The 26,478-nt window shown below is 66.9% G+C and carries 24 protein-coding genes and 2 tRNA genes; 16 read left to right on the top strand and 10 right to left on the bottom strand.

What is annotated here, in order from left to right:
• Window positions 1-127: 127 nt before the first annotated feature.
• Together LTA6_RS02110 and LTA6_RS02105 are read left to right on the top strand one after the other, a co-directional pair.
• Entirely contained in the window at window positions 128-1,609 is a 1,482-nt protein-coding gene (locus LTA6_RS02110; RefSeq protein WP_341975812.1) for an amino acid permease, read from the top strand.
• Window positions 1,602-2,645, top strand: a complete 1,044-nt coding sequence (locus tag LTA6_RS02105) for an asparaginase (protein ID WP_341975811.1) — start codon at window positions 1,602-1,604, stop codon at window positions 2,643-2,645. The genes LTA6_RS02110 and LTA6_RS02105 overlap by 8 nt, the downstream gene beginning before the upstream one ends.
• On the opposite strand, the gene LTA6_RS02100 is transcribed toward LTA6_RS02105, so the two are convergent.
• Window positions 2,642-3,856 carry an aminotransferase class I/II-fold pyridoxal phosphate-dependent enzyme gene (locus tag LTA6_RS02100; protein ID WP_341975810.1) on the bottom strand — a complete coding sequence of 405 codons (1,215 nt, stop codon included), beginning with the start codon at window positions 3,854-3,856 and terminating at the stop codon, window positions 2,642-2,644. The two genes, LTA6_RS02105 and LTA6_RS02100, sit on opposite strands and share 4 nt — an antisense overlap.
• 48 nt (window positions 3,857-3,904) lie before the next feature.
• Between LTA6_RS02100 and LTA6_RS02095 the strand changes: the two genes are divergently transcribed.
• Window positions 3,905-4,417: an Lrp/AsnC family transcriptional regulator gene (locus LTA6_RS02095; protein ID WP_341975809.1), complete on the top strand. Its 513-nt coding sequence runs from the start codon at window positions 3,905-3,907 to the stop codon at window positions 4,415-4,417.
• 18 nt (window positions 4,418-4,435) lie between these two features.
• Here the strand turns inward: LTA6_RS02095 and LTA6_RS02090 are convergent, their stop codons facing one another.
• Window positions 4,436-5,842 carry an aldehyde dehydrogenase family protein gene (locus tag LTA6_RS02090; RefSeq protein ID WP_341975807.1) on the bottom strand — a complete coding sequence of 469 codons (1,407 nt, stop codon included), beginning with the start codon at window positions 5,840-5,842 and terminating at the stop codon, window positions 4,436-4,438.
• Window positions 5,839-6,894, bottom strand: coding sequence for a homoserine dehydrogenase (locus LTA6_RS02085; RefSeq protein WP_341975806.1), 1,056 nt, complete (start codon window positions 6,892-6,894; stop codon window positions 5,839-5,841). The genes LTA6_RS02090 and LTA6_RS02085 overlap by 4 nt, the downstream gene beginning before the upstream one ends.
• Before the next feature lie 263 nt (window positions 6,895-7,157).
• Here LTA6_RS02085 and LTA6_RS02080 point away from each other — a divergent pair, with 263 nt between their 5' ends.
• From LTA6_RS02080 to LTA6_RS02070, 3 genes are read left to right on the top strand one after another with little or no spacing between them, the layout of a single operon-like run.
• Window positions 7,158-8,639 (top strand): amino acid permease, encoded by a 1,482-nt coding sequence (locus LTA6_RS02080; protein ID WP_407358536.1) that lies wholly within the window; start codon window positions 7,158-7,160, stop codon window positions 8,637-8,639.
• Window positions 8,636-9,814: an alanine racemase gene (gene alr / locus LTA6_RS02075; protein WP_341975804.1), complete on the top strand. Its 1,179-nt coding sequence runs from the start codon at window positions 8,636-8,638 to the stop codon at window positions 9,812-9,814. The genes LTA6_RS02080 and alr overlap by 4 nt, the downstream gene beginning before the upstream one ends.
• Complete coding sequence (locus LTA6_RS02070; protein ID WP_341975803.1) at window positions 9,811-10,560, top strand: IclR family transcriptional regulator C-terminal domain-containing protein; 750 nt, start codon at window positions 9,811-9,813, stop codon at window positions 10,558-10,560. The genes alr and LTA6_RS02070 overlap by 4 nt, the downstream gene beginning before the upstream one ends.
• Window positions 10,561-10,572: 12 nt before the next feature.
• On the opposite strand, the gene LTA6_RS02065 is transcribed toward LTA6_RS02070, so the two are convergent.
• Window positions 10,573-11,355, bottom strand: coding sequence for an IclR family transcriptional regulator (locus LTA6_RS02065; protein WP_341975802.1), 783 nt, complete (start codon window positions 11,353-11,355; stop codon window positions 10,573-10,575).
• Between the two features lie 91 nt (window positions 11,356-11,446).
• On the opposite strand from LTA6_RS02065, the gene LTA6_RS02060 reads away from it, so the two are divergent.
• The 8 genes from LTA6_RS02060 to LTA6_RS02025 all read left to right on the top strand — a co-directional run bounded on the left by LTA6_RS02060 (window position 11,447) and on the right by LTA6_RS02025 (window position 17,202).
• Entirely contained in the window at window positions 11,447-12,331 is an 885-nt protein-coding gene (locus tag LTA6_RS02060) for a bile acid:sodium symporter family protein (protein ID WP_341975801.1), read from the top strand.
• Between the two features lie 21 nt (window positions 12,332-12,352).
• Window positions 12,353-12,844 (top strand): FBP domain-containing protein, encoded by a 492-nt coding sequence (locus tag LTA6_RS02055; protein WP_341975800.1) that lies wholly within the window; start codon window positions 12,353-12,355, stop codon window positions 12,842-12,844.
• A 46-nt stretch (window positions 12,845-12,890) separates the two neighbouring features.
• Window positions 12,891-13,685 (top strand): enoyl-CoA hydratase/isomerase family protein, encoded by a 795-nt coding sequence (locus LTA6_RS02050; RefSeq protein WP_341975799.1) that lies wholly within the window; start codon window positions 12,891-12,893, stop codon window positions 13,683-13,685.
• Window positions 13,686-13,799: 114 nt separating this feature from the next.
• On the top strand, window positions 13,800-14,825 hold the full coding sequence (locus LTA6_RS02045) for a hypothetical protein (RefSeq protein ID WP_341975798.1): 1,026 nt from the start codon (window positions 13,800-13,802) through the stop codon (window positions 14,823-14,825).
• Entirely contained in the window at window positions 14,822-15,634 is an 813-nt protein-coding gene (locus tag LTA6_RS02040; RefSeq protein ID WP_407358535.1) for an inositol monophosphatase family protein, read from the top strand. The genes LTA6_RS02045 and LTA6_RS02040 overlap by 4 nt, the downstream gene beginning before the upstream one ends.
• 124 nt (window positions 15,635-15,758) lie before the next feature.
• Window positions 15,759-16,955 (top strand): peptidoglycan DD-metalloendopeptidase family protein, encoded by a 1,197-nt coding sequence (locus LTA6_RS02035; protein ID WP_407358534.1) that lies wholly within the window; start codon window positions 15,759-15,761, stop codon window positions 16,953-16,955.
• Between the two features lie 67 nt (window positions 16,956-17,022).
• Window positions 17,023-17,094 (top strand) — tRNA-Thr (locus LTA6_RS02030).
• A gap of 34 nt (window positions 17,095-17,128) precedes the next feature.
• Window positions 17,129-17,202 (top strand) — tRNA-Met (locus LTA6_RS02025).
• Between the two features lie 94 nt (window positions 17,203-17,296).
• On the opposite strand, the gene LTA6_RS02020 is transcribed toward LTA6_RS02025, so the two are convergent.
• From LTA6_RS02020 to LTA6_RS02005, 4 genes are read right to left on the bottom strand one after another with little or no spacing between them, the layout of a single operon-like run.
• Window positions 17,297-18,058 carry an IclR family transcriptional regulator gene (locus tag LTA6_RS02020; protein WP_407358533.1) on the bottom strand — a complete coding sequence of 254 codons (762 nt, stop codon included), beginning with the start codon at window positions 18,056-18,058 and terminating at the stop codon, window positions 17,297-17,299.
• On the bottom strand, window positions 18,055-18,507 hold the full coding sequence (locus LTA6_RS02015; protein ID WP_341978516.1) for an RbsD/FucU domain-containing protein: 453 nt from the start codon (window positions 18,505-18,507) through the stop codon (window positions 18,055-18,057). Before LTA6_RS02015 ends, LTA6_RS02020 begins: the two co-directional genes overlap by 4 nt.
• Complete coding sequence (locus tag LTA6_RS02010; RefSeq protein ID WP_407358532.1) at window positions 18,507-19,298, bottom strand: SDR family NAD(P)-dependent oxidoreductase; 792 nt, start codon at window positions 19,296-19,298, stop codon at window positions 18,507-18,509. Before LTA6_RS02010 ends, LTA6_RS02015 begins: the two co-directional genes overlap by 1 nt.
• A gap of 2 nt (window positions 19,299-19,300) precedes the next feature.
• Window positions 19,301-20,659 (bottom strand): MFS transporter, encoded by a 1,359-nt coding sequence (locus LTA6_RS02005; RefSeq protein WP_407358531.1) that lies wholly within the window; start codon window positions 20,657-20,659, stop codon window positions 19,301-19,303.
• Window positions 20,660-20,924: 265 nt separating this feature from the next.
• Here LTA6_RS02005 and mmuM point away from each other — a divergent pair, with 265 nt between their 5' ends.
• Window positions 20,925-21,860 carry a homocysteine S-methyltransferase gene (gene mmuM / locus LTA6_RS02000; RefSeq protein WP_341975792.1) on the top strand — a complete coding sequence of 312 codons (936 nt, stop codon included), beginning with the start codon at window positions 20,925-20,927 and terminating at the stop codon, window positions 21,858-21,860.
• A 10-nt stretch (window positions 21,861-21,870) separates the two neighbouring features.
• On the opposite strand, the gene LTA6_RS01995 is transcribed toward mmuM, so the two are convergent.
• Together LTA6_RS01995 and LTA6_RS01990 are read right to left on the bottom strand one after the other, a co-directional pair.
• Window positions 21,871-22,242 carry a VOC family protein gene (locus LTA6_RS01995; protein ID WP_341975791.1) on the bottom strand — a complete coding sequence of 124 codons (372 nt, stop codon included), beginning with the start codon at window positions 22,240-22,242 and terminating at the stop codon, window positions 21,871-21,873.
• Window positions 22,243-22,483: 241 nt separating this feature from the next.
• A complete protein-coding gene (locus LTA6_RS01990) occupies window positions 22,484-22,969 on the bottom strand; it encodes a hypothetical protein (protein WP_407358530.1) in 486 nt (161 codons plus the stop codon).
• 215 nt (window positions 22,970-23,184) lie between these two features.
• On the opposite strand from LTA6_RS01990, the gene LTA6_RS01985 reads away from it, so the two are divergent.
• Window positions 23,185-26,478: a S8 family serine peptidase gene (locus LTA6_RS01985; RefSeq protein ID WP_407358529.1), complete on the top strand. Its 3,294-nt coding sequence runs from the start codon at window positions 23,185-23,187 to the stop codon at window positions 26,476-26,478.

Here is a 26,478-nt window from a genome sequence, read left to right as displayed (position 1 = left end):
GCGATCGAGCCCGCCTACACTGATCCGAACAAACCTGTCTGACAGCCAGACAGCATGCGACCGGTGGGTCGAGTGCATCCGCGATGAGGTGGATGCATTGATCTGCTCATGAATCGAAAGGCACGTCATGGCCGAGAACGAAGACGTTCTACAACTCAAGAGCCCGACATCGCGGCACGTCGACATCGGTGACGCCGGATACACCAAGGGACTCAAGCGTCGGCACATGCACATGATCGCCATCGGCGGTTCCATCGGCACGGGGCTCTTCCTGGGTGCGAGCGGCCGGATGGAACTGGCGGGGCCGTCGTTGGCAATCGTGTACATCGTCTGCGGCGCGTTCGCGTTCTTCGTCGTGCGTGCTCTCGGGGAGCTCGTCATGTACCGCCCCTCGTCGGGCGCGTTCGTCTCGTATGCCCGGGAGTTCATGGGGGAGAAGGGCGCCTACACCGTCGGGTGGTTGTACTTTCTGAACTGGTCGACGACCGTGGTCGCGGACATCACCGCCGTCGCCCTGTATGTGCATTTCTGGTCGATGTTCGTCGCGATCCCGCAGTGGGTGCTGGCGTTGATCGCCCTGGCGATCGTCGTCGCCATGAACGTCATCTCCGTGAAGGTCTTCGGCGAGATGGAGTACTGGTTCGCCCTCATCAAGGTGGGCGCGATCGTTCTGTTCGGGATCATCGGCATCTTCCTGATCGTCACGGGAACCGAGATCGACGGTCACACGCCCGGCATCGCCTTGATTGCGGACAACGGCGGGCTGTTCCCGATGGGAATCGCGCCGATGTTCATCATCGCGCTCGGGGTCGTCTTCGCATTCGGCGGGACAGAGCTGGTGGGAGTGGCCGCCGGAGAGTCGGAGAATCCTCGGGCCGTGATCCCGAAAGCCGTCAATTCCATCATGTGGCGGATCATCCTCTTCTACGCCGGCTCCGTCGTCCTGTTCACTCTGCTGATGCCCTGGACGGCCTACTCGGCGGGGGAGAGCCCGTTCGTCACCGTGATGAACGCGATCGGTATCCCTGGCGCGGGCGACATCATGAACGTCGTCGTGCTGACGGCTGCGATGTCGAGTCTCAACGCCGGCCTCTACGCGACGGGACGAACGCTGCGTTCCATGGCGATGGCGGGAACGGGACCGAAATTCGCGAGGCGATTGAACAAGGCCGGTGTCCCCTACGGAGGAATCCTCATCACCGCCTCGATCGGCGTCGCCGGGGTGATTCTGAACTTCTTCGTACCGGAACGGGCATTCGAGATCGTGCTCAACCTCGCCGGAATCGGCATCGTCGGCACCTGGATGTCGATCATGATCTGCCATTGGCTGTTCCTGCGGAAGGTCAAGCGGGGAGAAGTGGAGCGCCCGACGTTCCGCCTGCCGCTGGCCCCTGTGACGAATATCGTGACCCTCGTCTTCCTCGTCATGGTCGTGGTGCTGATGGCGATGGATGCGAGCGTCGGAAGGCTGACCCTGGCGGTCTTCGCGCTCATCGTCGTGGCACTGATCATCGGCTGGTTCGTCATCCGCGATCGGATCAACCCCGATGCGATGATCGAGCTGGGAGACGCGAGCGACCTGCCCGCCGGTGAGGAATCTCGTGAATGAGAGGCGCCTGCTCGTCGTGTACACCGGCGGCACGTTCGGCATGCGAGACCTGGGGTCCGGATTGGAGGCGACAGATGACCTCGGAGCGGAGATCGCCTCTCTTGTCGCTGGGTATGACGCGCAGCGCCGCACGAGATCTCGCTGGGCGTTCGTGAAGTCGGAGTGCGTCATCGACAGCGCAGAAGCGACCCAGCAGACGATGGTCGACTGGGCTGCCGAGATCCGGATGAAGCTCCAGTCCGCGGACTGTGAGGAGACATACACGGGTGTGCTCGTCATCCACGGCACGGATACCCTGGCCTACACGGCGGCCAGGATGGCATTCGAGCTGGCTGACCTCCGGGTACCCATCGTCTTCACGGGATCTCAGCTCCCGCTTCATCTCCCGGGCAGCGACGCGCCGTCGAACTTCGAGTTCGCACTGGATGTGCTTTCCGGCACCATCACCGGCGGTACGTGGGTGGCATTCGACCACCAGCTGCATCCGGCCGTCCGTGTGAGCAAGTACTCCAGCGAGAGCAGGTCAGGATTCGCCTCCCCGCGGGCTCTCGCGCCGGTGGTCGACTCGTCGCTGGCGCACGCGGTCGCCGATCGCTTCACAGAGGCCGAGGTCAGTGCCATTCGAAAAGTCGGCGTCCTGAGCGTGTTCCCGGGCATGGCCTCCGAACAAGTGCGGGCCGCTCTTGCGTGCTACCCCGACGGTCTGATCCTCGAATGCTATGGCGCGGGAACTGCACCGGTCAGCACCCCAGGCATCCTCGACGACTTGGGTGCGGCGATCGATGGGGGAACCACCGTGGTCGCTGTCACGCAGTGCCAGACCGGCTCCGTCGACCTCTCGCGATACGCGGTCGGGTCTGCGCTGGCCCGCGTCGGAGTCTTGAGCGGCGGCGATATGACCGTGGAAGCCGCGCTGGGCAAGCTCGGCTATCTCGCGGGCAAGTATCTGGATGCCTCGACGATGAGAAGCGCACTTGCCTCGAACTTCATCGGGGAGATGCATTCGCCTGCCGTCTCGGCGGGGCCGAGTCTCTAGGCGTCTTCGCCGCCGAACGTCGCATCCAGCGCCGCGCGGAGATCCTCGAGGAGGTCATCCGCATCCTCGAGGCCGACAGACAGTCGAAGATGGCCGTGCACCCGGAACGGTTCGGGGTAGGTGGCCACGCGTCCGCCCTCGGTGCCCGTGTGCACGATGAGCGAGTCGTCGTGCCCCAGCGAGAACCCCGAGGTGATCAGCCGCAGATTGGCGACGAACCGGTTCTGTCGATCGGCGTCGCCCTTCACCGCGAACGCGATCATCCCTCCGAAGCCGCGGCCGCCGAACTGGCGCTCGGCGAGTTCATGCTCCGGATGCGAGGGAAGGCCGGGGTAGTAGATGTACTCCACGCGCGGGTCGGCGGCGAGGAAGTGCGCGATCCGCTCGGCGGAGCGGAAGTGCTGCTGCAGGCGCAGGGGGAGCGTCACTGAGCCTCGCTGGATCTGCCACGCGTTGAACGGGGAGATGATCCCGCCGACGTCGACCATCGCATCCGCCTTGATCGGCTGGATCAGTTCGTGACGCCCCGCCACGGAACCGCCCATCGCATCGCCGTGGCCGTTGATGTACTTGGTCAGCGAATGCACGACGAGATCGGCTCCGTCGGCGAGGGGGCGGTAGAACGGCGGCGGGGTGAACGTCGAGTCGACCATCAGGATCGCGCCGGCCGCATGCGCGATGTCGGCGATCGCGCGCACGTCGGCGATCTTGGTCGTCGGGTTCGCGATCGCCTCGATGCAGACCAGCTTGGTCTCCGGACGCATCGCCGCGCGGACGGCGTCGAGGTCGCCGATGTCGACGAAGGTCGCCTCGATGCCGTAGCGACCGGGGAGGAGGTCCGTCCACAACCTCCAGGTCGCTTCGTAGGTCACATCGCTGACGACGACGTGGTCTCCGACGCGGACGTGCGTGAAGAAGACGGCATGAAGGGCGGCCACACCGGAGGCGAGAGCGACCGCATCCTCAGCGCCGTCGAGAGCGGCCAGCTTGTGCTCGAGCGCTGCCTGGTTCACGCCCGTGTTCCGCGTGTAGAGGCCCGGCGCAGTGGCCGACCAACTGATCTCGCTCGGGTCGTCAGGAAGCTCGTACGAATTGGCCATCACGAGCGGTGTGCGGAGCGCCTTGGTCGAGTCGAGTCGATTGCCGAGGTGCACCGCGGCGCTCATGTCGGACAGCGTCGACGGGTCCGTGCGGTCTGGACGTGTGCTCATGAAGTCTCCTCCGGGTGCGTCCGTGCGGCGAAAACAGTTCACCGCACAGTGGATGCCGTCCAGCTTAGTGTGCATAATAGACACAAGCAATTGCTGATACCGCACATTGGAGACGTGATGGAGCGACTTCCTCTCGACGAGGTCGATCGGCAGATCCTGTCGCAACTGGCTGACGACGCGCGAACGCCTCTCGTTGCGCTCGCGGCGCGCGTGCATCTTTCTCGCAACGCCGTGAAGCAGCGGATCGAGCGGATGGAGCGTCAGGGCACGATTGCCGGCTACACCGTCGTCCGCGGGAAAAGTGCTGCAACGGGAGTCTCGGCGATCGTGATGGTCTATCGGGCCGATCGGATGCGCGGTGGGGGCGTGATCTCCGAGATCGCCCAGATCCCCGAAGTGCGCCGGTGCGACATCCTCAGCGGGGACTTCGATCTGCTGGTGACGCTCGAGGCGGATTCCATGGATCGGATCGGCGAGGTCTGGGAGTTCATCGCCGCATTGCCCGGTGTGGCCGACACCGTGACCTCGGTCTCCCTGACGCGCGTCGTCGACCGACGTTGACGCGCGCCAGGGAAGTCCTCAGGTGTTGATGCAGATGACCTTCGGCTGGGTCATCTCGTCGTAGGCGAACCGAACGCCCTCGCGGCCCATGCTCCCGTACTTGGCGCCGCCGAACGGCATGCTGTCGATGCGGTAGTCGGAGGAGTCGTTGATCATGACGCCGCCGGCCTCGAGACGCTCTGCCACGCGAAGCGCGCGTCCGAGTTCTGACGTGAAAGCTGCCGCATGCAGTGCGTACTCGATGTCGTTCGCCTGCGCGATCGCCTCGTCTTCGGTATCGAATGCGGTCAGAGCGACGACGGGCGCGAAAGCCTCCTCGCGCCACAGTTCGCAGCTCAACGCCGCGTTCTCCACGACGGTCGGCCAGTACACCGATCCCTCGCGGCGATGACCGGTGAGGACGTTGGCCCCGGCGCTCACGGCATCGTCGACCATGCGCTCGACGCGCATCGCCGAGTCGGTTGAGATCATCGCGCCGACATCGGTGCGGGGGTCGGCGGGATCGCCGACGCGCAGCGCCGACGTCCTGGCGACGAATCGGTCGCGGAACTCCACGTAGACACTCCGCTCGACGAGGATGCGCTGCGCGCCGACGCAGTTCTGCCCGGCGGCCCAGAACGCACCGGAGACACAGGCGTCGACGGCGGCGTCGATGTCGGCATCCGCGAAGACCAGCACCGGGGCGTTGCCGCCGAGCTCCATCGCGAGCTTCTTGAGCCCTGCGCCTCGGGCGATGGCCTCGCCCGTCGCGAATCCGCCGGTGAAAGACACCATGCGTACGTCCCGGATTCCGATCAGAGCCTGCGCGAGGTGTCGGTCGCCATGGACGACAGTGACGATCTCGTCCGGCAACCCGGCGTCGATGAGCACGTCGACGAGCAGCTGGGCCGTGAGCGGCGTGAACTGCGACGGCTTGAGGATGACGGAGTTCCCCCCGGCGATGGCCGGACCGATCTTGTGGGCGACGAGGTTGAGCGCGTCGTTGTACGGCGTGATCGCCACGATGACGCCGAGCGGCTCGCGCGTGAACCACCCGCGCCGGTTCTCCGATCCCTCGTAGGCATCGAACGGGATCACCTCACCATCGGCGGCACGCGCAGCCTCTGCGGAGAGGGACATCGTCGTGATGGCTCGCTGCACTTCCTTCTTCGCCTGGGTGATCGTCTTCCCTGCCTCGCGCATGACGAGCGAGGCGGCCTCCTCGGCGCGCTCGCCGAGGAGGCGCGTGGCTCGATCGAGGATGCGGTGACGTGCGAACTTGGACAGATCGCGCGAGAGCGACGCACCGATGCGCGCGCGCTCCATGATCGCGTCCGCATCGGCCGGCGTGCTCAGCGGTACCTGTCCGAGCTGCTCGCCGGTGAACGGGTCGAATACCGACAGTCGATCGGCGGCGAGCTCGGTGGGTGCGAGCACGGCGGTCACAGCCCGGCCCCGACGAGCGCGCGCTGGTGGGCGTCGATGGCGATGATGTCGGAGAGCAGGGCGTACGCGGTCTCCCAGCGGCCCGCGCCGGGCCCGGAGACGGTGACCGTTCCGAGCAGGTCGGTGCTGAACGCGATCGCGTTGGTGGCATCCGAGATTCCGGCCAGCGGATGCTCCGGCGACAGTGCCATCGGCTCCACCGCTGCGGTCACCGTGCCTGACGCGTCGCGCGTCACCGATCCGACGAGCTTCCAGCGCTTCCCTTCGGCGGCCGCCTGCACGATGTCGGCGGCGCTGAGCGAGCTGATCCCGCGGCGCTCGACGTCTGCGGTCGTGAGGTCGGCGCCGAGCAGCTCGTTGGCGAGGATGACGACCTTCAGCTGCACATCGGATCCTTCGATGTCCGCAGTCGGATCGGCCTCGGCGTATCCGAGTTCCTGCGCCTCGGCGACCGCGGCCTGCAGAGTCATCCCGCCCTCCATCTTGCCCAGGACGTAGTTGCTGGTGCCGTTCAGGATGCCCTGGATCGCGTTGATCCTCAGGCCGCTCATGGTCTCGCGCCCGAACCGCAGCACGGGCGTGCCGCTCATCACCGATCCTTCGTACTCGAACCGGACGCCGTTCTCGTCGGCGAGGCGGTTGAGCGCGGCGCGCGCGATGGCGACCGGTCCCTTGTTGGTCGTCGTGACGCTCTTGCCGCTTTCGAGGGCCGCGCGGACGTGGGAGATCGCCGGCTCCCCGTCGACCGGGTTCGTGAAGGTGGCCTCGACGATGATGTCGGCGGATGACTGCCGGATGACGTGATCGTTGTTCGGCATCGCCGCGCCTCCCGGCATCCCCTCGAAGCTCGCGTTCGAGGGCAGGTTCAGTACGTGGTCCAGATCGATGCCGTCGGACTGCATGAGCGAACCGAATCGGAGATCGGTGATGGCGACGACGCGAAGTGTGAATCCGAGTTCATCGGCGAGCGCCTCGCCTCGATCGCGGATGATCTCGGCGAGAGCGCGATTGACGCCTCCGAAGCCGATGAGGGCGAGATCATGGTGGTTCACGGGTGCTCCTTCGTCAAAACGGGTAGGCACCCATCGTCGAATGGAGCCCTGTCAGTCCGCGCCTTCCAGAACGGCACACCGACCTGCCAGAACGGCCGTCGCGGTGTCAGAATCGCAATCCCGACGGCTGCGGCTGTCGTTTTCGGTGACCGGGGTTGCGGTGGAAGCTGACGGCATGTAGCGTCCCGCCATACCCGAATCCGTGCAAGATCGACACAACAGCGTGTCGATAACGCACACCAACGCTTGGATTGAGAGACTGCATGGCTCCTGTAGCCGGGGAGAAAGAACTCCCCAACGCCCTGCCTCACACGACCGCGACACAGGTACCGTTGCGCCGCTTGCAACGGTCGATGGACGCGCGGCACCTGATCATGATCGCCCTCGGCGGTGTGATCGGGTCGGGGCTGTTCCTCAGCTCCGGATACACGATCTCGCAGGCCGGCCCCCTCGGCGCGATCATCGCCTATCTGATCGGCGCGCTCGTCGTCTACCTGGTGATGGCCTGTCTCGGTGAACTGGCGATCGCGTATCCCGTCTCCGGTGCCTTCCACATCTACGCGGCCCGCTCGATCGGCCCCGCGACCGGATTCACCACGGCCTGGCTGTACTGGCTGTGCTGGGTCGTCGCGCTCGGCTCGGAATTCACCGCATCGGGAATCCTGATGCAGCGCTGGTTCCCCGGAGTTCCGGTGTGGCTGTGGTGCCTGATCTTCGCAGCGGTGCTGTTCCTGCTCAACGCCATCTCGGCGCGCGTCTTCGGCGAGGCCGAGTTCTGGTTCTCACTCATCAAGGTCGTCGCCATCGTCGGTCTCATCGTGCTGGGCGGCGCCGCGATCTTCGGAATCACGCCGCTGTCCGCAGAACACCCGCCGGCGATCCTGTTCAGCAACTTCGAGACACCCGACGGTCTGTTCCCCGGCGGCTTCAGCGGCGTGATCGTCACCGCGCTCGCCGTCTTCTACGCCTTCAGCGGCTCGGAGCTCATCGGCGTCGCGGCCGGTGAGACGAAGGACCCTGCCAAGAACATTCCGAAGGCCCTCCGCTCGACGGTCCTGCGCCTCGTGGTCCTGTTCGTCGGTGCGATCGCCGTCGTCGCCGCGATCCTTCCTTACGAGCAGGCCAGCGTGACCAGCAGCCCGTTCGTAGACGTCTTCGAGTACGTGGGCGTGCCGTTCGCGGCCGACATCATGAACTTCGTCATCATCACCGCACTTCTCTCCGCCGGCAACAGCGGACTCTTCTCCTGCGCGCGCATGCTGTTCTCGCTGGCGGAGGAGGGGCATGCGCCCCAGCGTCTCGCGTACCTCACCAAGCGCGGAGTTCCGATCGTCGCGCTCACCGTGAGCATCCTCATCGGACTCGTCTCCCTGCTCACGAGCGTCATCGCGCCGGGAACGGTGTATCTGGTGCTCGTCTCGATCGCGGGGTTCGCGGTCGTGGCCGTGTGGATGTCGATCGTGGCGTCGCAGTTCTTCCACCGGCGCGCTTTCGTGCGAGACGGCGGCGATATCAAGACGCTGGCGTACCGGACGCCGCTCTACCCCGCTCTGCCGATCGTGGCCTTCGCGCTTCTGTTCATCTCGATCGTGGCGATCGCGTTCGACCCGAATCAGGTCGCGGCGCTGTACTTCGGGGTGCCGTTCGTCGGAGCCTGCTACCTGTACTTCTGGTGGCGCCATGGCCGCAAGCGCCAGGCGGATGACGCCTCGGCGGCGCCGGTCGGCGCCGGAGCGGCTGAGTGACGCGACCCGCGTCAGCGGGATGGGTCGAAGTCGACACCGAGGCGATCGACCACAACATTCGCACGATCCGCGCAGAACTCGGCGACCACGTCGAGTTCTGCGCGGTGGTGAAAGCAGACGCGTACGGGCACGGTGTCGATCTCGTCGTGCCCCTCTTGATCGCGAATCGCGTCACCATGATCGGCGTGACATCGAATGACGAGGCGCGGCTCACCCGTTCGTTCGGATTCACCGGCCGTCTGCTGCGTCTCCGAACCGGGGTTCGCGAGGAGATCGACGAAGGCGTGGGGTACGGGATCGAAGAGTGGGTCGGCGGCGTCGAGCACGCGCGCGTGATCGCGAACGTGGCCCGAGAACGAGCGCGGCGGATCCGAGTTCATATCTCCCTCAACTCCACCGGTCTGAGCCGTGACGGCATCGAGGCGGGCGGTGGACTCTCCGATGAAGTCGTGCAGAGCGTCCTGCGGCATCCGGCCTTCGATGTCGTCGGAGTCTGCTCGCACTTCCCCTGCGAGGATCGTGCAGACGTTCGGCAAGGAGCAGCGAGGTTCGACCGGGAGTCTCGTGAGCTCCTAGGCCTCCTCGATCCCGCATCCTCGCCGCAGCGTCACTGCGCCACCACGTACGCTGCGCTCTACGAGCCGGGCACGCGGTTCGATCTGGTGCGCATCGGAGCCGCGCTCTACGGCGATACCGATGCGCTCGGCGGCGAGCTGCGCCCGGCCATGCGCCTCGTCTCCTCGATCGCCGCCCTCAATACCTATCCGGGCGGGAGCACCGCAGGATACGAACGCCGCCACCGCCTGCATGAGGAGGCGACACTCGCCGTCGTGCCCCTGGGATACGCCGACGGATACCACCGGAGTCTCGGCGGCCGGGCCGAGGTCCTCGTGCACGGGCGGCGAGCACCGGTGGTCGACCAGCTCGCGATGAACACATTTCTCGCCGACGTGTCGCACATCCCCGAGGTGCGTGTCGGCGACGAGGTCGTCGCCTACGGTGCGCAGGGTCGTGACACCATCACGGCTGCCGACATCGAGCGGTTCACTGGTCAGATCGCCGCCGACCTCTACACGGCCTGGGGGCGACTCCTGCCGAGAGTCCCGCGCCGGCCGCTGGATAGGATGAGCCGACCGGACGAGCTCGTAGGGGAGAGGGGAGTGCGCAGCAGATGAGTGCATCCTCTCTCACGCAAGGTCTGGCGTTGCTGGATGCCGCCATCAGGCAGGAACGATTGCGCCGCCTGGGGCACAATGCATCCCGGCTCGCGGATGCGACGGGCATCGAGCGGAGTCGCGTCTCGCGACTGACCCAAGAGCTGCGGGAACTGGAGTACCTGGAACGCAGTGAATCCGCGTTGCTCGCCGCGGGGCCGGAGTACTTCCGCACGGCAGCGACGCTGAACGCCACGTGGCTGAAGGGCTCCCGCGAGGTTCTGAGGTTTCTTGCGTCGCACCTGCGGATGACGGCCGTGATCGCGGTCGCCGACGGTCCCCGAGCGGTGCTTCTTCGGTATGAGCAGGCGATCGCAGCGGCCGACCGCTCGCTCCGGCCCGGACTCGTCGCACCCATCTGGTGCACGGGTGCCGGCCGGGCGCTGCTGTGGGATCACTCTCGAGGAGGCCTGCAGGAGCTGCTCGACGATATGCAGTTCGTCGGCGTCGGCGGGCCGGCATCCGCCCGCTCGGTCGCCGAGGTGCAATCGCGACTCGAACGCGACCGCGCCAACGGATTCATCGCCGCGAGCCAGGAGTACGTCGATGGGGTGGACGAGTTCGCTCTCCCCATTCGGCGGGGCGGGGCGGTCATCGCCTCACTCGCCCTTGCCGGTGCGCATCGAGACAAAGGCGCGTCCCGTGAGGTGCGAGCGCGCCTCGGCGAAGCCGCGCAGCAGCTGAGCGCCGCGGCCGACGGCCGCTGACGGCCGCGCGCGTCACAGCAGTGCTGCGCCGAGACGTTGCGAGAGGGCATCGGCTGCGCTCCGCACGGAAGCACCGTATTCCGGTGTTCTCACGCGCAGTGCTTCCTGCTCGCCGACGACCTGAATCGCCGCGATGACTTCGCCGCGGAAGTCCCAGACGGGCGCGGCCACGGAGTACAGTCCCGGCTCTGCTTCCTGATCGACGATCGTGTATCCGCGCTCCTGGTCCTGACGCAGGCGGTCGATGAAGTCGTCGACGGAGCCGGGAGCGTTCGGTCCTGGGCTGACGAACTCTGTGGCCGAGAACACGGCGCGGATCTCGTGATCGGTGGCATCCCAGAGGACCGCGCGCCCGGCGTCGCTGCAGAACGCCGGGTAGGCGCGCCCCCGCCACGAACCGATCATGCGGGAGTCCGCCGGGATGCTCTCCAGAATCGTCACGGTGCTGTCGCCCTGCAGGACACTCAGGAAGCACGCCTGACCGAGGTCGGCTGCGAGCGCATCCAGCGTCGTCATCCCGACGGTCTGCAGACGCTGATCGGTGAGTTCCTGGGCGGTCGCGTACCAGTTCCAGGACAGCGAGTACGCGAGGTCGGCATCGCGGACGACGAATCCGAGGTTCAAGAGGGCGGACAGAGTCCGGGAGACCTGTGAGCGGTCGCGGTCCAGTTCTCGAGAGATGCTCTGCACGGTTGCGGTGTCGCCGCGGTCCGACAGCGCGCCCACTGCGCGGACGATCTCGAAGCCTCGTCCCATGCTGCTCAGGCGCGTCTCGGTGCGGCGATCCATCGACATGGATCGAGCGTAGCCGCCGCGGCGGCTCCGATCCGGCGTGTCGACCGACGGTGCGTGACACCGAGACCCTGCATCCGCCACACTGAGTGCCATGGGATCAGCGTTGACCACCATCGGACTGCCTGTGGCACTGGGCATCATCATGCTGGGCCTCGGGCTCAGCCTCACCCTCGCCGACTTCGCGCGGGTGCTGAAGCAGCCGAAAGCGGTGATCGTCGCGCTGATCTGCCAGCTCATCCTGCTGCCGGGCATCTGCTTCGGACTCGTGCTGCTGTTCCAACTGCCGCCGGTTCTGGCGGTGGGCATGATGATGCTCGCGGCCTCGCCTGGCGGCACGACGGCGAACCTCTACAGCCACCTGTTCCGCGGTGACATCGCGCTGAACATCTCCCTGACCGCGGTGAACTCGGTGATCGCGGTGATCACCCTGCCGCTGATCACGAACTTCGCGATCGCGTACTTCCAGCCGTTCGACAACCAGCTCGGGCTGCAGTGGGCGAAGGCGCTCGAGGTCTTCGCCATCGTCCTGCTCCCGGTTGCGGTCGGAATGCTGATCCGTCGCCTGTGGCCCTCCTTCGCGGACGGCATGGACAAACCGGTGCGGATCGCCTCCGTGGTCATCCTCATCGTCGTGATCGCCGGTGCCGTGGCATCGAACTGGGCGCTGCTCGTCGCGAATTTCACGCAGCTGGCGCTCATCACGGTGCTCTTCTGCCTGATCAGCCTGTCGATCGGGTTCTTCGTCCCGCGTTGGCTGAAGGTCGGCAGACGCCAGGCCGTGGCCACATCGTTCGAGATCGGCATCCACAACGCCACGCTCGCGATCGTCATCGCCCAATCCGTGCTCGGGTCGGTCGAGCTGAGTCTTCCCGCCGCGGTCTACGGCGTGCTCATGTTCTTCATCGCCTTCGGGTTCGGCTTCCTCATCCGCGATCGCTCGACTGCCGCCGTTGACGCCGCGGCGACGTCGAGGTGACCGGGTTCCTAGACTGGAGCGATGCGAGCGCTCACCGAAGCCGACGTCCGTGCGTCGTTCGTCAATGCGGATGCCGATGAATTGCGCGTCATGGCGATGCCGCACGACTTCATGCTCGTCGACTGGGACTATCTCGACTTCTTCGCGTGGCGTGATCCGGCCGCCGGCCGCCGCGGCTACGTGCTGATCGAGCACGAGGGGCGTGTCGTCGGTGTGGTGCTGCGCGCCTCCGATCCCGGGCGCGGGCGCTCCGGCATGTGCAATATCTGTCACACGATGCAGCCGGGCAACCAGGTGGCGCTGTTCTCCGCCGGCCGCGCCGGCGATGCGGGCGCACGCGGCGACTCCGTCGGCACCTATCTCTGCGCCGACCTGTCCTGCCACGAGAGTGTTCGGCTTGCGCATCCGCTCGCTCCGAACGAGATCAGGGCGGCGGGTCAGGTCGACATCCGCCTCGACGGCACCCGACGCCGGATGGAGGCGTTCATCTCCCGCGTGCTGGAGCAGGAGTGAGCGCGGTTACGCTGGAGGCATCCGTCCTGTGCTCGAAGGAGACGCCATGAGCGATGCCATCCTGTTCTCGGTGACCGATGGGATGGCGCGACTGACGCTGAACCGTCCGTCCCGGCTCAACGCGTTCAACGCGGATCTCGCACATGCCTGGCGCGACGTCACCGCCGAGGCGACATCGAGAACGGACGTCAAGGCGATCCTGCTCGACGCCGCCGGTCCCGCGTTCTGCGCGGGTGGCGACGTCATCGACATGGCGACCTCGATGGGCTCCGGCGCCGACATCACCGCGCTCGCGGAGGTGATCAACGCCGGAATCCGTTCGCTCACCGAATCGACGATCCCGGTCGTCGCGGCGGCACACGGCACGACCGCGGGTGGCGGACTCGGGATCCTGCTCTGCAGCGACTACGCCGTTGTCGGCTCGCGCTCCCGCCTCGGCAGTCTGTACGCGAACATCGGCCTGACGCCCGACCTCTCGGTCTCCGCGCAGCTCGCGAGGGCCGTTGGCGAGCGCCGTGCACTCCAGCTCGTGCTGCAGGACCGGCTCCTCACCGCCGACGAGGCGCAGCAGTGGGGTCTGATCGCCGAGGTCATCACGGGTATGGATGCCGCGGCAGAGGCCGAGCAGGTGCGTGCGCGCGCTGAGGAGATCGCCCGATTCTGGCTGGCCGGCGCGGCCGACGCCTACGGGCAGGCGAAGTGGCTCGTGCGCTCGCAGCCGCAGCGGTCCTTCGCCGAGCAGTTGAGCGAGGAAGCCCGATCGATCGGGGCCTTCATGGAGACCGCCGACGCGCAGGCGCGGATCACCGCCTTCGCGGCAGCGTCGGCCAAGGCCCGCTGAGCCGGCAGGGCTGATCCGGCCGCAGGAGAACTTTCCACAGGCGGGACGGCGACCTCGGTTCCGCGGCCCGTGCGTGCGAGGATGAAGGCACCGCCGCTCAACGAGAGGATCGCCATGTCCCAGTCGGATACCGCGAAGGCCGAGAAGAAGAACACGTCCCTGCTCATCAGGGGCGCCATCTGGATCGCGATCGGCGCGTTGATCGCTGCGGCCATCGTCTGCGTCATCTGGGTGCTGATCGGAGATCAGGACGGTCTGATCGGCCGCGCATTCCTGACGATCCTCCTGCTCGCCGGCTTCGCCGGGATCGCGATTCTCGAGGCAGGACTCGCGCCGAACCGTCCGGACTGGCTGGCGCTGTCCAGCATGGTCACGTGGATCGTCGCGCTTCTCGTCGGCGCCGTGAAGATCTGGCTCCCCGAAGACGGCGACGACTTCGGGGGAGCGGAGCGGTTCTTCCAGTTGCTGCTGGTGGTCGGCATCCTGCAGCTGGCACTGCTGCACGTGCGCATCTTCACGCCTGCCGCGCAGCGCCACGTGACGACTTTCACCCGCGTGATCTACATCCTGACGGTCGTCTTCCTCACGGCTCTGGTCGGCATGCTCGTCTTCTTCCTCACCTTCCCGCACTCGTTCGACTACGTCGAGCTGTACTGGCGCATCGTCGTCGCGCTCACGATCCTGGCGGCCGTGGGCACCACGCTCATTCCGCTGCTCAATGCACTGTTCGCGCCGAAGAAGCGCCAGGCGTTCGCTGCGGCCGCTCCTGCTCAGGCACCGGCGTGGCCGACCTATGCAGACGGCATCACCCCGCTTCCCGTTCTCGCTGACGGCCAGCCCGACTGGAACGCGTACTACACCGGCTACCCGACCGCTCAGCAGCCGCAGCAGCAGCAGCCGTTCGCCCTCGCGTCGGCCGAGCAGTTCCCCGTCGTGCCGTCAGCGGCGCCGAGTGTCCCGGCCCCGTCGGTGCCCGAGGTGCCGGCAGCCCCCGAGGTGGCGGCAGCTCCCGAGGTTCCGCCAGTACCGCCGGTGCCTCCCACTCCGCCAGTGCCCCCGGCTCCGGCGGCTCCCGGCGATCACATGGCGTTTCCGCCTCCTCCGCCCTCGGCTCCGCAGGTTCCCCAGGCTCCGCAGTGAGCCTGGAACGCGACCTCGGCGAGCTCGCCGCCGACATCGCCCGCGAGGCCGGCGGTCTCGCGCGGCGCCGTCGCCAGGAGGGCGTGCATCTCGCGGCGACGAAGTCGACGCTGGCCGACATCGTCACCGACGCCGATCGTGAGGTCGAAGCGCTGATCCGAGCCCGACTGCGCGCCGAGCGTCCGGGCGATGGCTTCCTCGGCGAAGAATCGGGTGCCGAGGCCGGCGACACGGACATCACGTGGGTCGTCGATCCGATCGACGGAACGGTGAACTACGCGTACGGCATCCCCGCGTACAACGTGAGTATCGCTGCCGTCCGCGGCAGCGCGGATCCTGACGCGTGGGAGGCGCTCGCCGGCGCGGTGTTCGCGCCGGTGCACGATGAGCTCTTCACCGCCGCGCGCGGACACGGCGCCTGGTTGGGCTCGACACGTCTCGCGGTCACGACCGATTCGGCAGCAGCCGGCGCACTGCTCGGCACCGGGTTCGGCTACGACCCGGCGACGCACGAAGGAGATCTGGCGACGGTACGCGGCGTCATGCCCATGGCGCGCGACCTCCGGCGCATGGGGGCTGCCGCGCTCGATCTCGCCTACGTGGCCGCCGGTCGACTCGACGGATACTTCGAGCGAGGGCTGGCGCCCTGGGACATCGCCGCAGGCGCCCTGCTCGTCACCGAGGCGGGCGGGAAGTTCTCCCGGATCGACGCCGACTCGTCGCGGCCGATGGTGATCGCCGGCGGCGTTGATGTGCACGACCGCCTGCTGGCCCTGATCAGCGACCCGTCGTCGCAGGCGAAAAGGTGACGAACTCATGGCATTCTCAGGCGGAGCAGGATAGTGTTTATGCGATCGTTACTTTCATCCGCCCGAACGGGTGAGAGTTGAGTAAGCGCCCCCGAGCTTGATGCACGACCCGAGAGAATCCGCTTTGCCCTTCGAAACTCCCCAGGCTGCCCCTGCGCCCACGCGCCGTTCCAGCCGACTCCGCAACGAGGCCGTCGAGGCCCCCGCGGTGGGAACGACGGCAGCCGCCTTCGCCGCGCCGAACAGTCTTCCCGCCATGACAGCGCCGTCGGCACCCGTTCTGACCTCGCGTCGCGCAGCGCGGCAGCAGGTGAGCGTTCCGAGCGTCGACGCGTCCAGCACCCCGCTTCTCGCACCCGCTGCTCCGGTCGAGTCGCCCGCCGCCGAGACGCCCACAGCCGAGTCGCCCACCGCCGAATCCGCCGAGACGATGTCCGACGAAGACGTCGACGTCTTCGAGCAGGCGACTCGCGCTTTCCGTATCGGTGAGCAGACGGCGGATGCCGCGGCATCCGGCCCTCGTGCCACCGAAGACAAGCTCGCAGAGCCGGCGATCCCCCACGTCGCGCCCCGCCGTTCGTACTCGGTCCGCCGTTTCGTGACGATCGGCGCGACCGTCGGCGTGATGAGCCTCGCCGGTCTCCTCGCCGTCTCGATGACACTTCCGACCGAGGCCGTCGCCGCCGCTCAGGCTCCGCAGGCCGCAGCCGTGACGTCGCTCGTCACCGCCTCCAAGACGGCTAAGGACGACGCCCCCGAGGGGGAGATCCAGGCGTACGTCGCTTCGTCCGACGTGCAGAACGAATCGCTCGAGCGCGCAGAGGACTTCTCGACGGTGTCGTATCTCGACATCGCTGCCGAGCAGGGCATCCGGTACTCCGGTGAGGTCTACACGAACGATCCGGATGCCGCGATCCAGTGGCCCTTCCTCGTCGGCGTCGGCATGACCTACGGCTACGGCATGCGCGACGGCCGACTGCACGCCGGTATCGACTTCGTGCCCGGCAACGGTGCCCCGATCCAGGCGATCGCCGACGGCACGGTGCGCACCGCGACCGAGCAGGGCGGCGGCTATGGAGTCACCGTCTACATCGACCACATCATCGACGGCGCCGTCATCACCAGCCACTACGCGCACATGCAGTACGGCTCGCTGCGCGTGAAGGCCGGCGACACCGTGAAGGTCGGCGACATCGTCGGTCTCACCGGCGATACCGGCAACTCCTACGGCGCGCACTTGCACTTCGAACTCATCGTCAACGGGTCCACCATCGACCCGATGCCATGGATGAAGGAGAACGCGGGTCGATCCTCGTATTGACCGCCTCGGTTTCATGAGAACGCCGCAGTGATGGTAGTCTCGTGTGGTTGCCCCGCGAGGGCAGCACGCTCCGATAGCTCAGTGGTAGAGCACTTCCTTGGTAAGGAAGAGGTCGTCAGTTCAATCCTGACTCGGGGCTCGCAAAGCATCGTCTCATGTGATGGATGCCTCGCGGCAGGGTAGCTCAGCTGGTTAGAGCGCACGACTCATAATCGTGAGGTCGCGGGTTCAAGCCCCGCTCCTGCTACAGATCAAAACCCCCGGGATTCCGGGGGTTTTCGTCGTTTCCAGGCGTCTTGACTGTCGACCGGATCGGCTGTGCGACGATCCGAAGCGCTGGGTCAGTCGTCGTTCATGGCCTCGTTGCGGAAACCCAACTGGTGGCTGATCATCTCGGTGGTCGTGAGCAGCGTCGGCAGGTGCTCGCGCAGTTCATCGAGGTTGGTGCGGCTCCGGAACGCGGTCACCGACACGGCCCCCGCCACGTCGCCGGCGTGGTCGCGCACCGGAGACGCGATGCAGTTCGACAGATCGTCGTATTCCCCGTCGTCGAACGCCCAGCCGCGCTCCTGGACCCGAGTCAGCTCGCGTTCATAGCTTTCTCGATCTGTGAACGACCGCTCGGTGTAGGCGGGGAAGGTCGCACGGTTGAGTACTGTGCGTCGGAGCTCGCTCGGCAGGTGGGCCAGGATGGCCTTCGCCACTCCGGCCGTGCTGATCACGACCTCTCCGCCGATCTCGGTGTTCAGCACGATCGAGTCGCGCGGCTCGATCTTGTCGACATAGCGGATGCGGTCGCCGTCGAGTACGGCGAACTGCACGGTGAGATGGAGTTCGTCGCTGAGCGCCTTCAGATGAGGATGCGCGATGCCGCGCAGATCGAAGTGCATCATGGCTGACTTCGCGAGTGCGGCGAGTCGGAAGCCGGTACCGAAGACTCCCGGCACGGTCTGTCGTACCAGACCTGCATCCTGCAAAGTGAGCAACGTGCGCAACACGGTGGTTCGATGCACTCCCAGAACGTCAGCGATCTCGCTCGCGCTCCTGGGCTCGGCACTGCACAGCTCGAGAATGGTGATCGCGCGCGAGACGGTGGAGCTCATGTATCGATCATGCCGCTTCCGTGCGGCAGATGAGCCGGCGTTGTCACTCCGACACGCAGGAGCGCATTCGCGAAGCGCCGCGTGTCGCCGGTGACGATGCAGAGCGCCATGTCTTCAGATCGGGTGAGGGCTTTGAACTCCTCGCGCGAGACCGAATCGTGAACCGGTGATCCGGCTGCGGCAGCTGCCTGGCGCGCGACCCTGCCCAGTTCCTCGTCGGGCGCCGTCATCGTCGTCACCGCCTCGAGCTGAATCGTCGCTGAGATCAGGGCCGCGACATCGGGTACGAGCGGAGCGCCAGGTGCAAGCGCCAGGTGCACGACCACCGCCTTCTGGCTCACTGCCGTCGACGCCGCGAAGTGCGCGTCGGCGACGAGCACGAGCGAGCCGTGCCCTGCGCGGGCGAGGGCGTGCAGTACGTCCGGGTGCGTGATCGGTGCGCGCAGCATCAACTGAAGTACTGTCCGCCGTTGACATCGAGCACCACGCCTGTGGTGAAGGATGCGCCAGGAGAGACGAGCCACGCCACCGCGGACGCGATGTCAGCAGGTCTTCCGGCTCGGCCGACAGGAATCCCGCTGATCGTCTTGGCCTTCGAGTCCGCAGCGGTGAACGTGTCGTGAAACGGGGTCGCCTCGATGAATCCAGGGGCCACGGCGTTCACCGTGATCCCGGATGCGGCGATCTCGGCCGCGAGTCCGCGAGTGAAGCCGAACAACGCGGCTTTCGCCGTCGCGTAGGCCGTCGCTCCTGCGTGGCCCCCGGTACGACCGGCCAACGAGGCGACCGTCACGATGCGGCCTCCTCGCCCCATGAGCGGGAGCATGCGGCGCGTCACGAGGAAGACTGAGTCGACGTTCAGCGCCTGCACACTGCGGAAGAGGGAGTAAGACATCTCCGCGATCGTGGATCGCTGAAGGAGCCCGCCGGCATTGTGGACAAGGATGTCGAGCCTGCCCAGCTCGGCGATCGTGTCGCCAAGCTGCTGGACCTCGTCCTCGGAGGTCAGATCGACGCGGACGGCGGTCGCTTCCTGGCCATCCGGCGTACGCAACCGTGCGAGCGCGGCCTCGTCCGGCTCATGCGACTGGTAGGTGACGATGACCTGGGCGCCGCGACCGGCGAGTTCCTCGGCGATGCCGGCACCGATGCCGACACCCCCTCCGGTGATCAGTGCCGTTCGGCCGCGCAGGTCCAGTGCATCCATTCGGTCGTCGTTGTGGGTCAGGGCGTCAGTCATTGTCATGCCTCCGTGTCAGTGCGGATCGGATCGATTTCGGTCTTGTTCAGTGCCAGGCTCGTGTCTCCCTCAGGGCGACGGCCGGCGAAGCGCCATGTGGCGAAAGCGGTGATGGCCAGGGCGCTGGCCAGCAGCAGGATCCCTGCCTGGGTGGAGCCGGTCAGGTCGGTGAGCCAACCGACGGCGACAGGCGAGATGAATCCGCCGACGTTCCCCACCGCACCCACGAGTCCGATGCCCGCGGCCGCCGCGGCGCCGGAGAAGAGGCTGGCCGACATCGAGAGCATCGGAGCGATGGCCGTATAGATGCCGATGGCGGCGAGCGAGAGCGAGGCCATCGCGATCACTGGGGAGACGGTGAGGGTGAACCCTGCACCGAGCAGACCGATCGCTGCCACGCTGAGGCTGACAGCGACGTGCCACGCGCGCTTGCCGGTGCGGTCAGCGCGGCGGCTCCACCACAGTACGAAACATGCTCCTACCGCGTAGGGAATCGCGACGACGAGACTGCGCTGGAAAGGCTCGAAGTCGCCCATCTCGCCGACGATCGAGGGCAACCAGAACGCGAGGCCGTAGATACCGAGGACCATTCCCAGGTTGAGGAACGCATAGGCCCAGGCGCGGCCGTCTTTCAACGCGGCGAGGAAGTTGTGGTTCTTCGATGTGATCCTCGTGTTGTCGTCGGCGATCGCTGTTTCGAGCGCGACCCGCTCGTCGGGGGCGAGCCAGCGTGCGGCCGAGGGGCGGTCGGTGAGCAGGAACGGCACGACGAGGCCGAACAGCACCGCGGGTGCTCCCTCGATCAGGTACATCCACTGCCAGCCATGCAGTCCGGCCACGCCATCGAGTTCGAGCAGCGCACCGCTCAGCGGCGCGCCGATCATGTTGGCGATGGGCTGCGCGAGCACGAACACGCCGAGCACAGCCGCACGTTCGCGCACCGGGAACCAGAGCGTGAAGTAGAAGACGACGGCCGGGAAGAACCCGGCCTCGGCGATGCCGAGCAGGAATCGGATCACCGCGAAGGACGTGTCGTCGACGACGAATGCCGTGCCCATGGCGAGCAGGCCCCAGGGGATGAGGATGCGGGCGATCCAACGGCGTGCGCCGAAGCGGTGCATGCCGGCGTTGCTCGGGATCTCGAAGAGGGTGTACCCGATGAAGAAGAGCCCGGCGCCCAGGCCGAACGCTGAAGCCGTCAGGTCGAGCTCGGCGCTCATCGACTCGCGAGCGAAGCCGACGTTGTTGCGGTCGAGATATGCGATGAAGTACAGCACGCAGATGAGCGGAAGGATCCGCCAGCGGGCTTTGCGGATGGCGCTCTGAAGAGCGGTCGGTGGTGTGGACGTGATGGTCGACATGAGACTCCCTTGGCGCAGTGTCGATGCGTGGTCGAGCGTTGATGCCCGATCGAACGACCATACATCTATTGCACCGTCAGTGCAATAGATGCACCGACTGGCAGAAAGGTTGGCCGCTAGACTGCAACACCTGACTCATGATCGTGAGGTCGCCGGTTCAAGCCGCGCTCCCGCTACAGCTCAAGACTCCCCGCGGATTCCGGGGGTTTTCGTCATATCCGGGTCTTCCTCGAACACCCTGGATAGCCACACCCGAAGGAACGCGATGACCGCCAGCCGCCGACTGGTCCAGCACCTCGAAGCCGATCGCCCGGTCGTGCTCGATGGTGCCCTCGCGACGGAACTCGAGCGTCGCGGGTGCGATCTCAACGACTCGCTCTGGTCAGCGAAGGCGCTCCTCGAACAGCCCGAGATCATCGAGGCCGTGCACCGGGACTATTTCGCTGCCGGCGCTCATATCGCCACGACGGCGAGCTACCAGGCGACTCCCGCAGGGTTCTCCGCCCGCGGGATCGATGAGGATGCTGCGCTCGACCTCGTCGCCCGCAGCGTCCGGCTCGCGGCATCCGCTCGTGCCGCGGAATCCGCCTCCGATTCAGCATCCGCCCTGCACGTCATCGCCGGCGCTGTCGGCCCGTATGGGGCGTTCCTCTCCGACGGTTCCGAGTACACCGGTGAATACGACCTGTCGCGCGAGGAGCTCCTCGCCTTCCACCGGCCTCGCGTGGCTGCGCTCGTGGCAGCCGGCGCCGACATCCTGGCCTTCGAGACCCTGCCCAAACTCACGGAGGCGCTCGCTCTCGCCGAGCTTTCCGATGAGTTGGGCACGCCCGCGTGGTACGCCTTCTCATTGCGCGACGCCCGGCACATCAGCGACGGCACTCCGCTGGCCGATGCCGCCCGGGCGCTCGAAGGCCGGGCGGGTGTGATCGCAATCGGGGTGAACTGCGTTCCGATCGATCTCGTCTCGCCGGCGCTCGACGAGTTGGCGGCGCACACCAGCGCGCCTCTTGTCGCGTATCCGAACTCGGGCGAGGCCTATGACCCGATCACGAAGACGTGGGGCCCCGGCGAGAAGAGCACAGCGACTCTGGCTGACATGGCTCCGGACTGGCGCGCACGCGGTGCACGTCTCATCGGCGGCTGCTGCCGCACGACCCCGGCCGACATCGCCGACCTCGCCACTGCGCTCCGTGGTTGATCCGCTGAACTTATAGCTGCTGCGCGATGCAGAGGAAGTTGCCCTCCGTGTCCCGGAACCAGGCCGCCTTGGAATCGTCCATCGTGGCGACACCGTTCTCGGTCTTCATGCCAGGGATGTCATAGTCCTCGAAGACGACGCCGCGTTCGCGCAGGCGAGCCATCTCCGCGTCGAGGTCGTCTGTCAACCAGACCATCTGGGTGTTCTTCGCGGTGCCGGCGTTGCTCGTCTCGTAGATCTCAAAGGCTGATCCTTCGGATGCGTGATACATGAGCATGCCGTCACGGATCTCATCGGGGTCGAGTTCGAGTTTGTCGTGATAGAAGGTCCGTGCGCGTTGCAGGTCTGCAGCAGGGAGGACGGTGTGGAGTTCCTTAAGCATTGTGGCTCCTCCTTTGGAGCGCGTGAAAGGGAGATGAAACGGGTGGGACTACCGTTCACCTGAGCTGCTCGCGCGACCGGTGGCCGGTATCCTCGTCCGCCGAACGGCGGGAGACGCATCAGCGGGCGGTGGCTATCGCATGTGCGCACACTCTACGCCTGGTGCAGCCCACGGAAAAGGGGCGCCTGCGCGTGAAGCAGGCGCCCCTTCCGGCGCGCTTCAGAACTGAGACCGGCAATCGTCAGTCCCGCACGGGCGCGATGCCGATCGCGCGTTCGCGCAGCTTTCCCAGCGCCCCGGCCACCGGCAGGTGTTCCCAGTCGCCGGCGGTGGTCTCCAGCCCGATCGCGAGCCCCAGCGCATAGTCCTCGTAGAAGTTCGGCACGGTCTTGAGCGCCGTCCGCCACGGGATCGGATCCGGGCCCTCCGGAAGCGGCGGGAAGGGCTCCGGCTCCGGCGGGCAGATGTCCGGGATATCGTCGAACGCGATGCCGAGCAGTCGCGCGGTGCCAGCCGCCTGAACCACGGCGAATGCGGTCCTGAGACCGTAGCGGACGCCGATCGCGCTCTCGACGGGCGGCAGCGGCTGCGGGTTCAGTGCGGCCCTGTTCACCGCGACCTTGCCGAGCGGTCCGAGTGGGCCGATGATCTCTTCCCACAAGATGGGATGGCGATTCGCGAGTATCGCCCACAGTGCTGTCTCGCGCAGTGACTTCTTGGGTGCCATGGCGGCTCCCTCCTTCCGGCCCGCCGCAGCGGACCCTCACGGCCCTGGCGGGCCTCGGCGACCCTTCACCACACGGGTCGCAGATGAAGAGGACGGTCGTCCCCGCGCTGATACGCGATGGCGACCGCCGCTCCGCATCCTCGGCGCGGCGTATCAACGAGCCAGGAGCATGACTCTTCCCTGCTGACAATCCGTCTCGACCAGGAGGTTCTGCCATGACTGCCATGCTTCGCGTCGATGTGCTCTTCGATGAGAAACCCGCCCCCGATGCCCACGTCGAAGTGGAATCGGCCCGCGAGCCCGGCTCGCCCCGTCGCCTCGACTTCCATGAAGACGTCGTGGCCTACCTCGGTGACAAGCTGCCTCCCGGCACCGCCGTGCTCACCGTCCGGCATCCGGATTTCGCAGAACAGACCCGCCGCATCACGCTGCAAGAGTCACAGAACACCGAACTCGTGCTGCTCGCCAAGCCCGGCACCCCGACCTTCTTCCGCGAGAACGTGCGCGTGCCGGTCAACGCCGAGCCTGGGCTCATCGGGGTCACCCTGGCGCGCCAGGCACGGCGTCAGAACAACCTGGACGCGATCGCCGGCGACCTCGGTCTCGAAGAACAGAAGCTCCCAGACCTCGCTCACCAGGCCGGCATGCGGCTGTACCGCGCCGGCGGATCCGTCGAAGAGATCCTCAAGCGCCTCGATGCCCTCGACGATGTCGAGCACGCCGGCGCCGTCGTGATCCAGGGCGAGGAGGGCTTCAGCCACCTCACCCGTGACATCGTCGTGCAGTTCCGCGGTCCGCGCCGCGAAGAGGCGGCCGCGATCGCGAAGGAGCTCGGTTGCGAGCTGACGCGCGAACTGCCGTACGCGACGACCACGTTCGTGTTCCGGCTGCACCGCGGCGCCTCCCTCGACGCGCTCGAGGTGATCGAGAAGCTCGCCGCCCGCGACGACGTCGCCTGGGCAGAGCCGAGCCTTGCGGTCTCGCCGCAGGTCGACACCGTCACCCCGAACGACTTCCTCTTCCCCGGCGCCTGGGACCGCATCCTGGTCGGTGCGCCCGATGCGTGGCAGATCCTTCAGGACAACGGCCTGCAGACATTCGGCGACCCGAACATCCTCCTCGCGGTGTGGGACTCCGGTGTCCAGGAGTCGGGCGGGACGCCGACCAACGGCGACTTCAACGGCACCCTCACCAACGGTCAGCCCAAGGTGTTCGCGTCCTTCGATTTCGACAACATGGTCGCGAACAACAACAGCCCGTGGAGTGATCACGGCTCCGGTGTCGCGGGCGTCTCGGTTGCGATGGCGAACAATCCCGCACCCGGCGGCGGGGGATTCGGCGTCGCCGGTGCGGCGCCGAACGTGCAGATGATGAGTGTTGCGGGTCGTACGCCATACGTCGACATCGAGGTGTCCGACCAGTACGTCTGGATGGCGGGGTTCAACCCGCAGAGCCCGATCGTGGGATTCCCCGCCCCGCTCAGCCGCGGCGCAGACGTCATCACGTGCAGTCTCACACCCGGCGCGGGTTCGCCGCTGTCCGGCACCGCACGGGCGACGCTCGACTTCCTCACCACGTTCGGGCGAGGCGGCAAGGGCACGCTCTGCTTCTTCTCCACCGGCAACGCGAACCAGAACAACGTGACGGCGCGGCCATGGGGAGCGTACGAGAAGGCCTTCGGGATCGCGGGTACGACTCTCGCGAACGACGGAGTCACCGAAGTGCGCGCCACGATGTCCGGCTGGGGGAGCATCGCCCTCTCGGCGCCGACCGAGGACTACTCGGGGCTGCACAACCCGCCCGCCAACTACCAGACATGGGGCGCCGCCCACGTCGGCGACGGCAACCTGCCCAGCTTCCCGGCGATCTCGACGACGATGACGGCCGCCAGCGCCGCCGGTGCGACCAGCATCACGGTCGCGAGCGTCGCGGGCCTCGCCGCAGGACAGGTGCTCCACCTCGGTGCGGTCGGCGTGAACGGCAGCGAGCCGGCGCGGATCGTGTCGATCAACGCGATGACGAAGACGATCACGCTGAACGGCTGGGCTCCCGGCTGGTCCGGCGGTCTGCTCAACGCCCACGCGAACGGTTCCGCCGTCGTGCAGGGTCCCGCGAACCACACCAACGCGTTCGGCGGCACGTCGTCGGCGACGCCGCTGGCTGCGGGGGTTGCGGCCCTGGTGCTCTCCGCGAAGCCGGTGCTCACCTGGGTACAGGCACGGCAGGTGCTTCGCGACACCGCCGTGAGGTTCGATCTCGCGAACACCGACCCGGTCGGTCAATGGCTGGATGCCGCGGGAAACCCGTCCGTGACGTCGGGCCAACCGGCGGTCCGCAGCGGTTGGTACGGCTACGGCCGTGTCGATGCCGAGGCGGCTGTGCAGGGAGCGATCAGTTTCGGCGCACTCCCGGACATCGTGATGCGCGACAACCTCGGCGACACCGGGAACGTTCCGACGGCCGGCGGCTTCTGGAACACGCCGGACCTGTGGTGCCGCACGACGAACCCGGCATCCGACCCCGGCGCGGTTCCCGCGTCGTACAGCGCTGCGGGACCCCATCAGCCGCCGATCCGCGGCCAGGCGAACTGGATCCACGCCCGTGTGCGCAACCGCAGCGCGGTCGCATCCAACGAGGCCTGGGTGCGGCTGTCGATCACCCACTGGCCCGGGACGGAGTTCACGTGGCCTGCGTCCTTCATCCCGACGAACGGACCGGGAGACCCGATCCCGTCGCCGATGGCGCACGGCACCTACTTCATCGGCGAAGCCAAGGTCGGCCCGCTGGCAGCGGGCGCCGAGCAGATCGTGAGCGTCGAATGGCCGGCCGGGCTCATTCCGCCCGACACGATCATGATCGGCGGGACCCCGGTGAAATGGCATCCGTGCCTGCTGGCCGAGGTGACCCCGCATGACGGCCCGCTTCCGACGGGCAACCACGTCTGGGACGACAACAACCTCGCCCAGAAGAACATCTCGATCGTGGATGCCGACTCCAGCGGGGGCGACTTCGCCGCCGGCTTCGTCATCGGCCACGACCTCAACGGTGGCAAGTCGATGTCGCTCGAGATCCTCCGCGGCGAGCTGCCCAAGTCCGTGCGGCTCTACCTCGACCTGATCGACCCGGTGCTGCGGCGCCGGATCCGGGTGCTGGCGGAGCGGACGCCCAAGGGGCAGAGGGAGCCCGTTGAAACGCCGACCAGGATCAAGCCGACGCGCAACCTCGCAACCCTCGTTCTCGAGCCCCGGCTGCTCGGCATCCGGCTCCCGGCGCGACCGACGTGGTCGCTCGGATTCGAGGGCGGCCGCGAAGTGGTGCTCCTCTCCCCGGTGAAGAGCGTGCGCGTTCCCGTGCCGGCACCCGGAGACCACCCGACGCTGCTCGTGCTCGGGGGCATCATCGAGCCGGACACACCGGAAGGCGAGTACGAGGTGGTCGTGCTCCAGCGCGACGACCGCGGACACGTCGACGGCTCTGTGGGCTTCGTCATCCGAGTCGGCAAGCGCTGA

Origin of the sequence: Microbacterium sp. LTA6 (assembly GCF_045690355.1) — a bacterium.
GTDB lineage: Bacteria > Actinomycetota > Actinomycetes > Actinomycetales > Microbacteriaceae > Microbacterium.
Note: the sequence above shows the minus strand (reverse complement) of the source record. Positions and strands in the feature narration are given on the sequence as shown.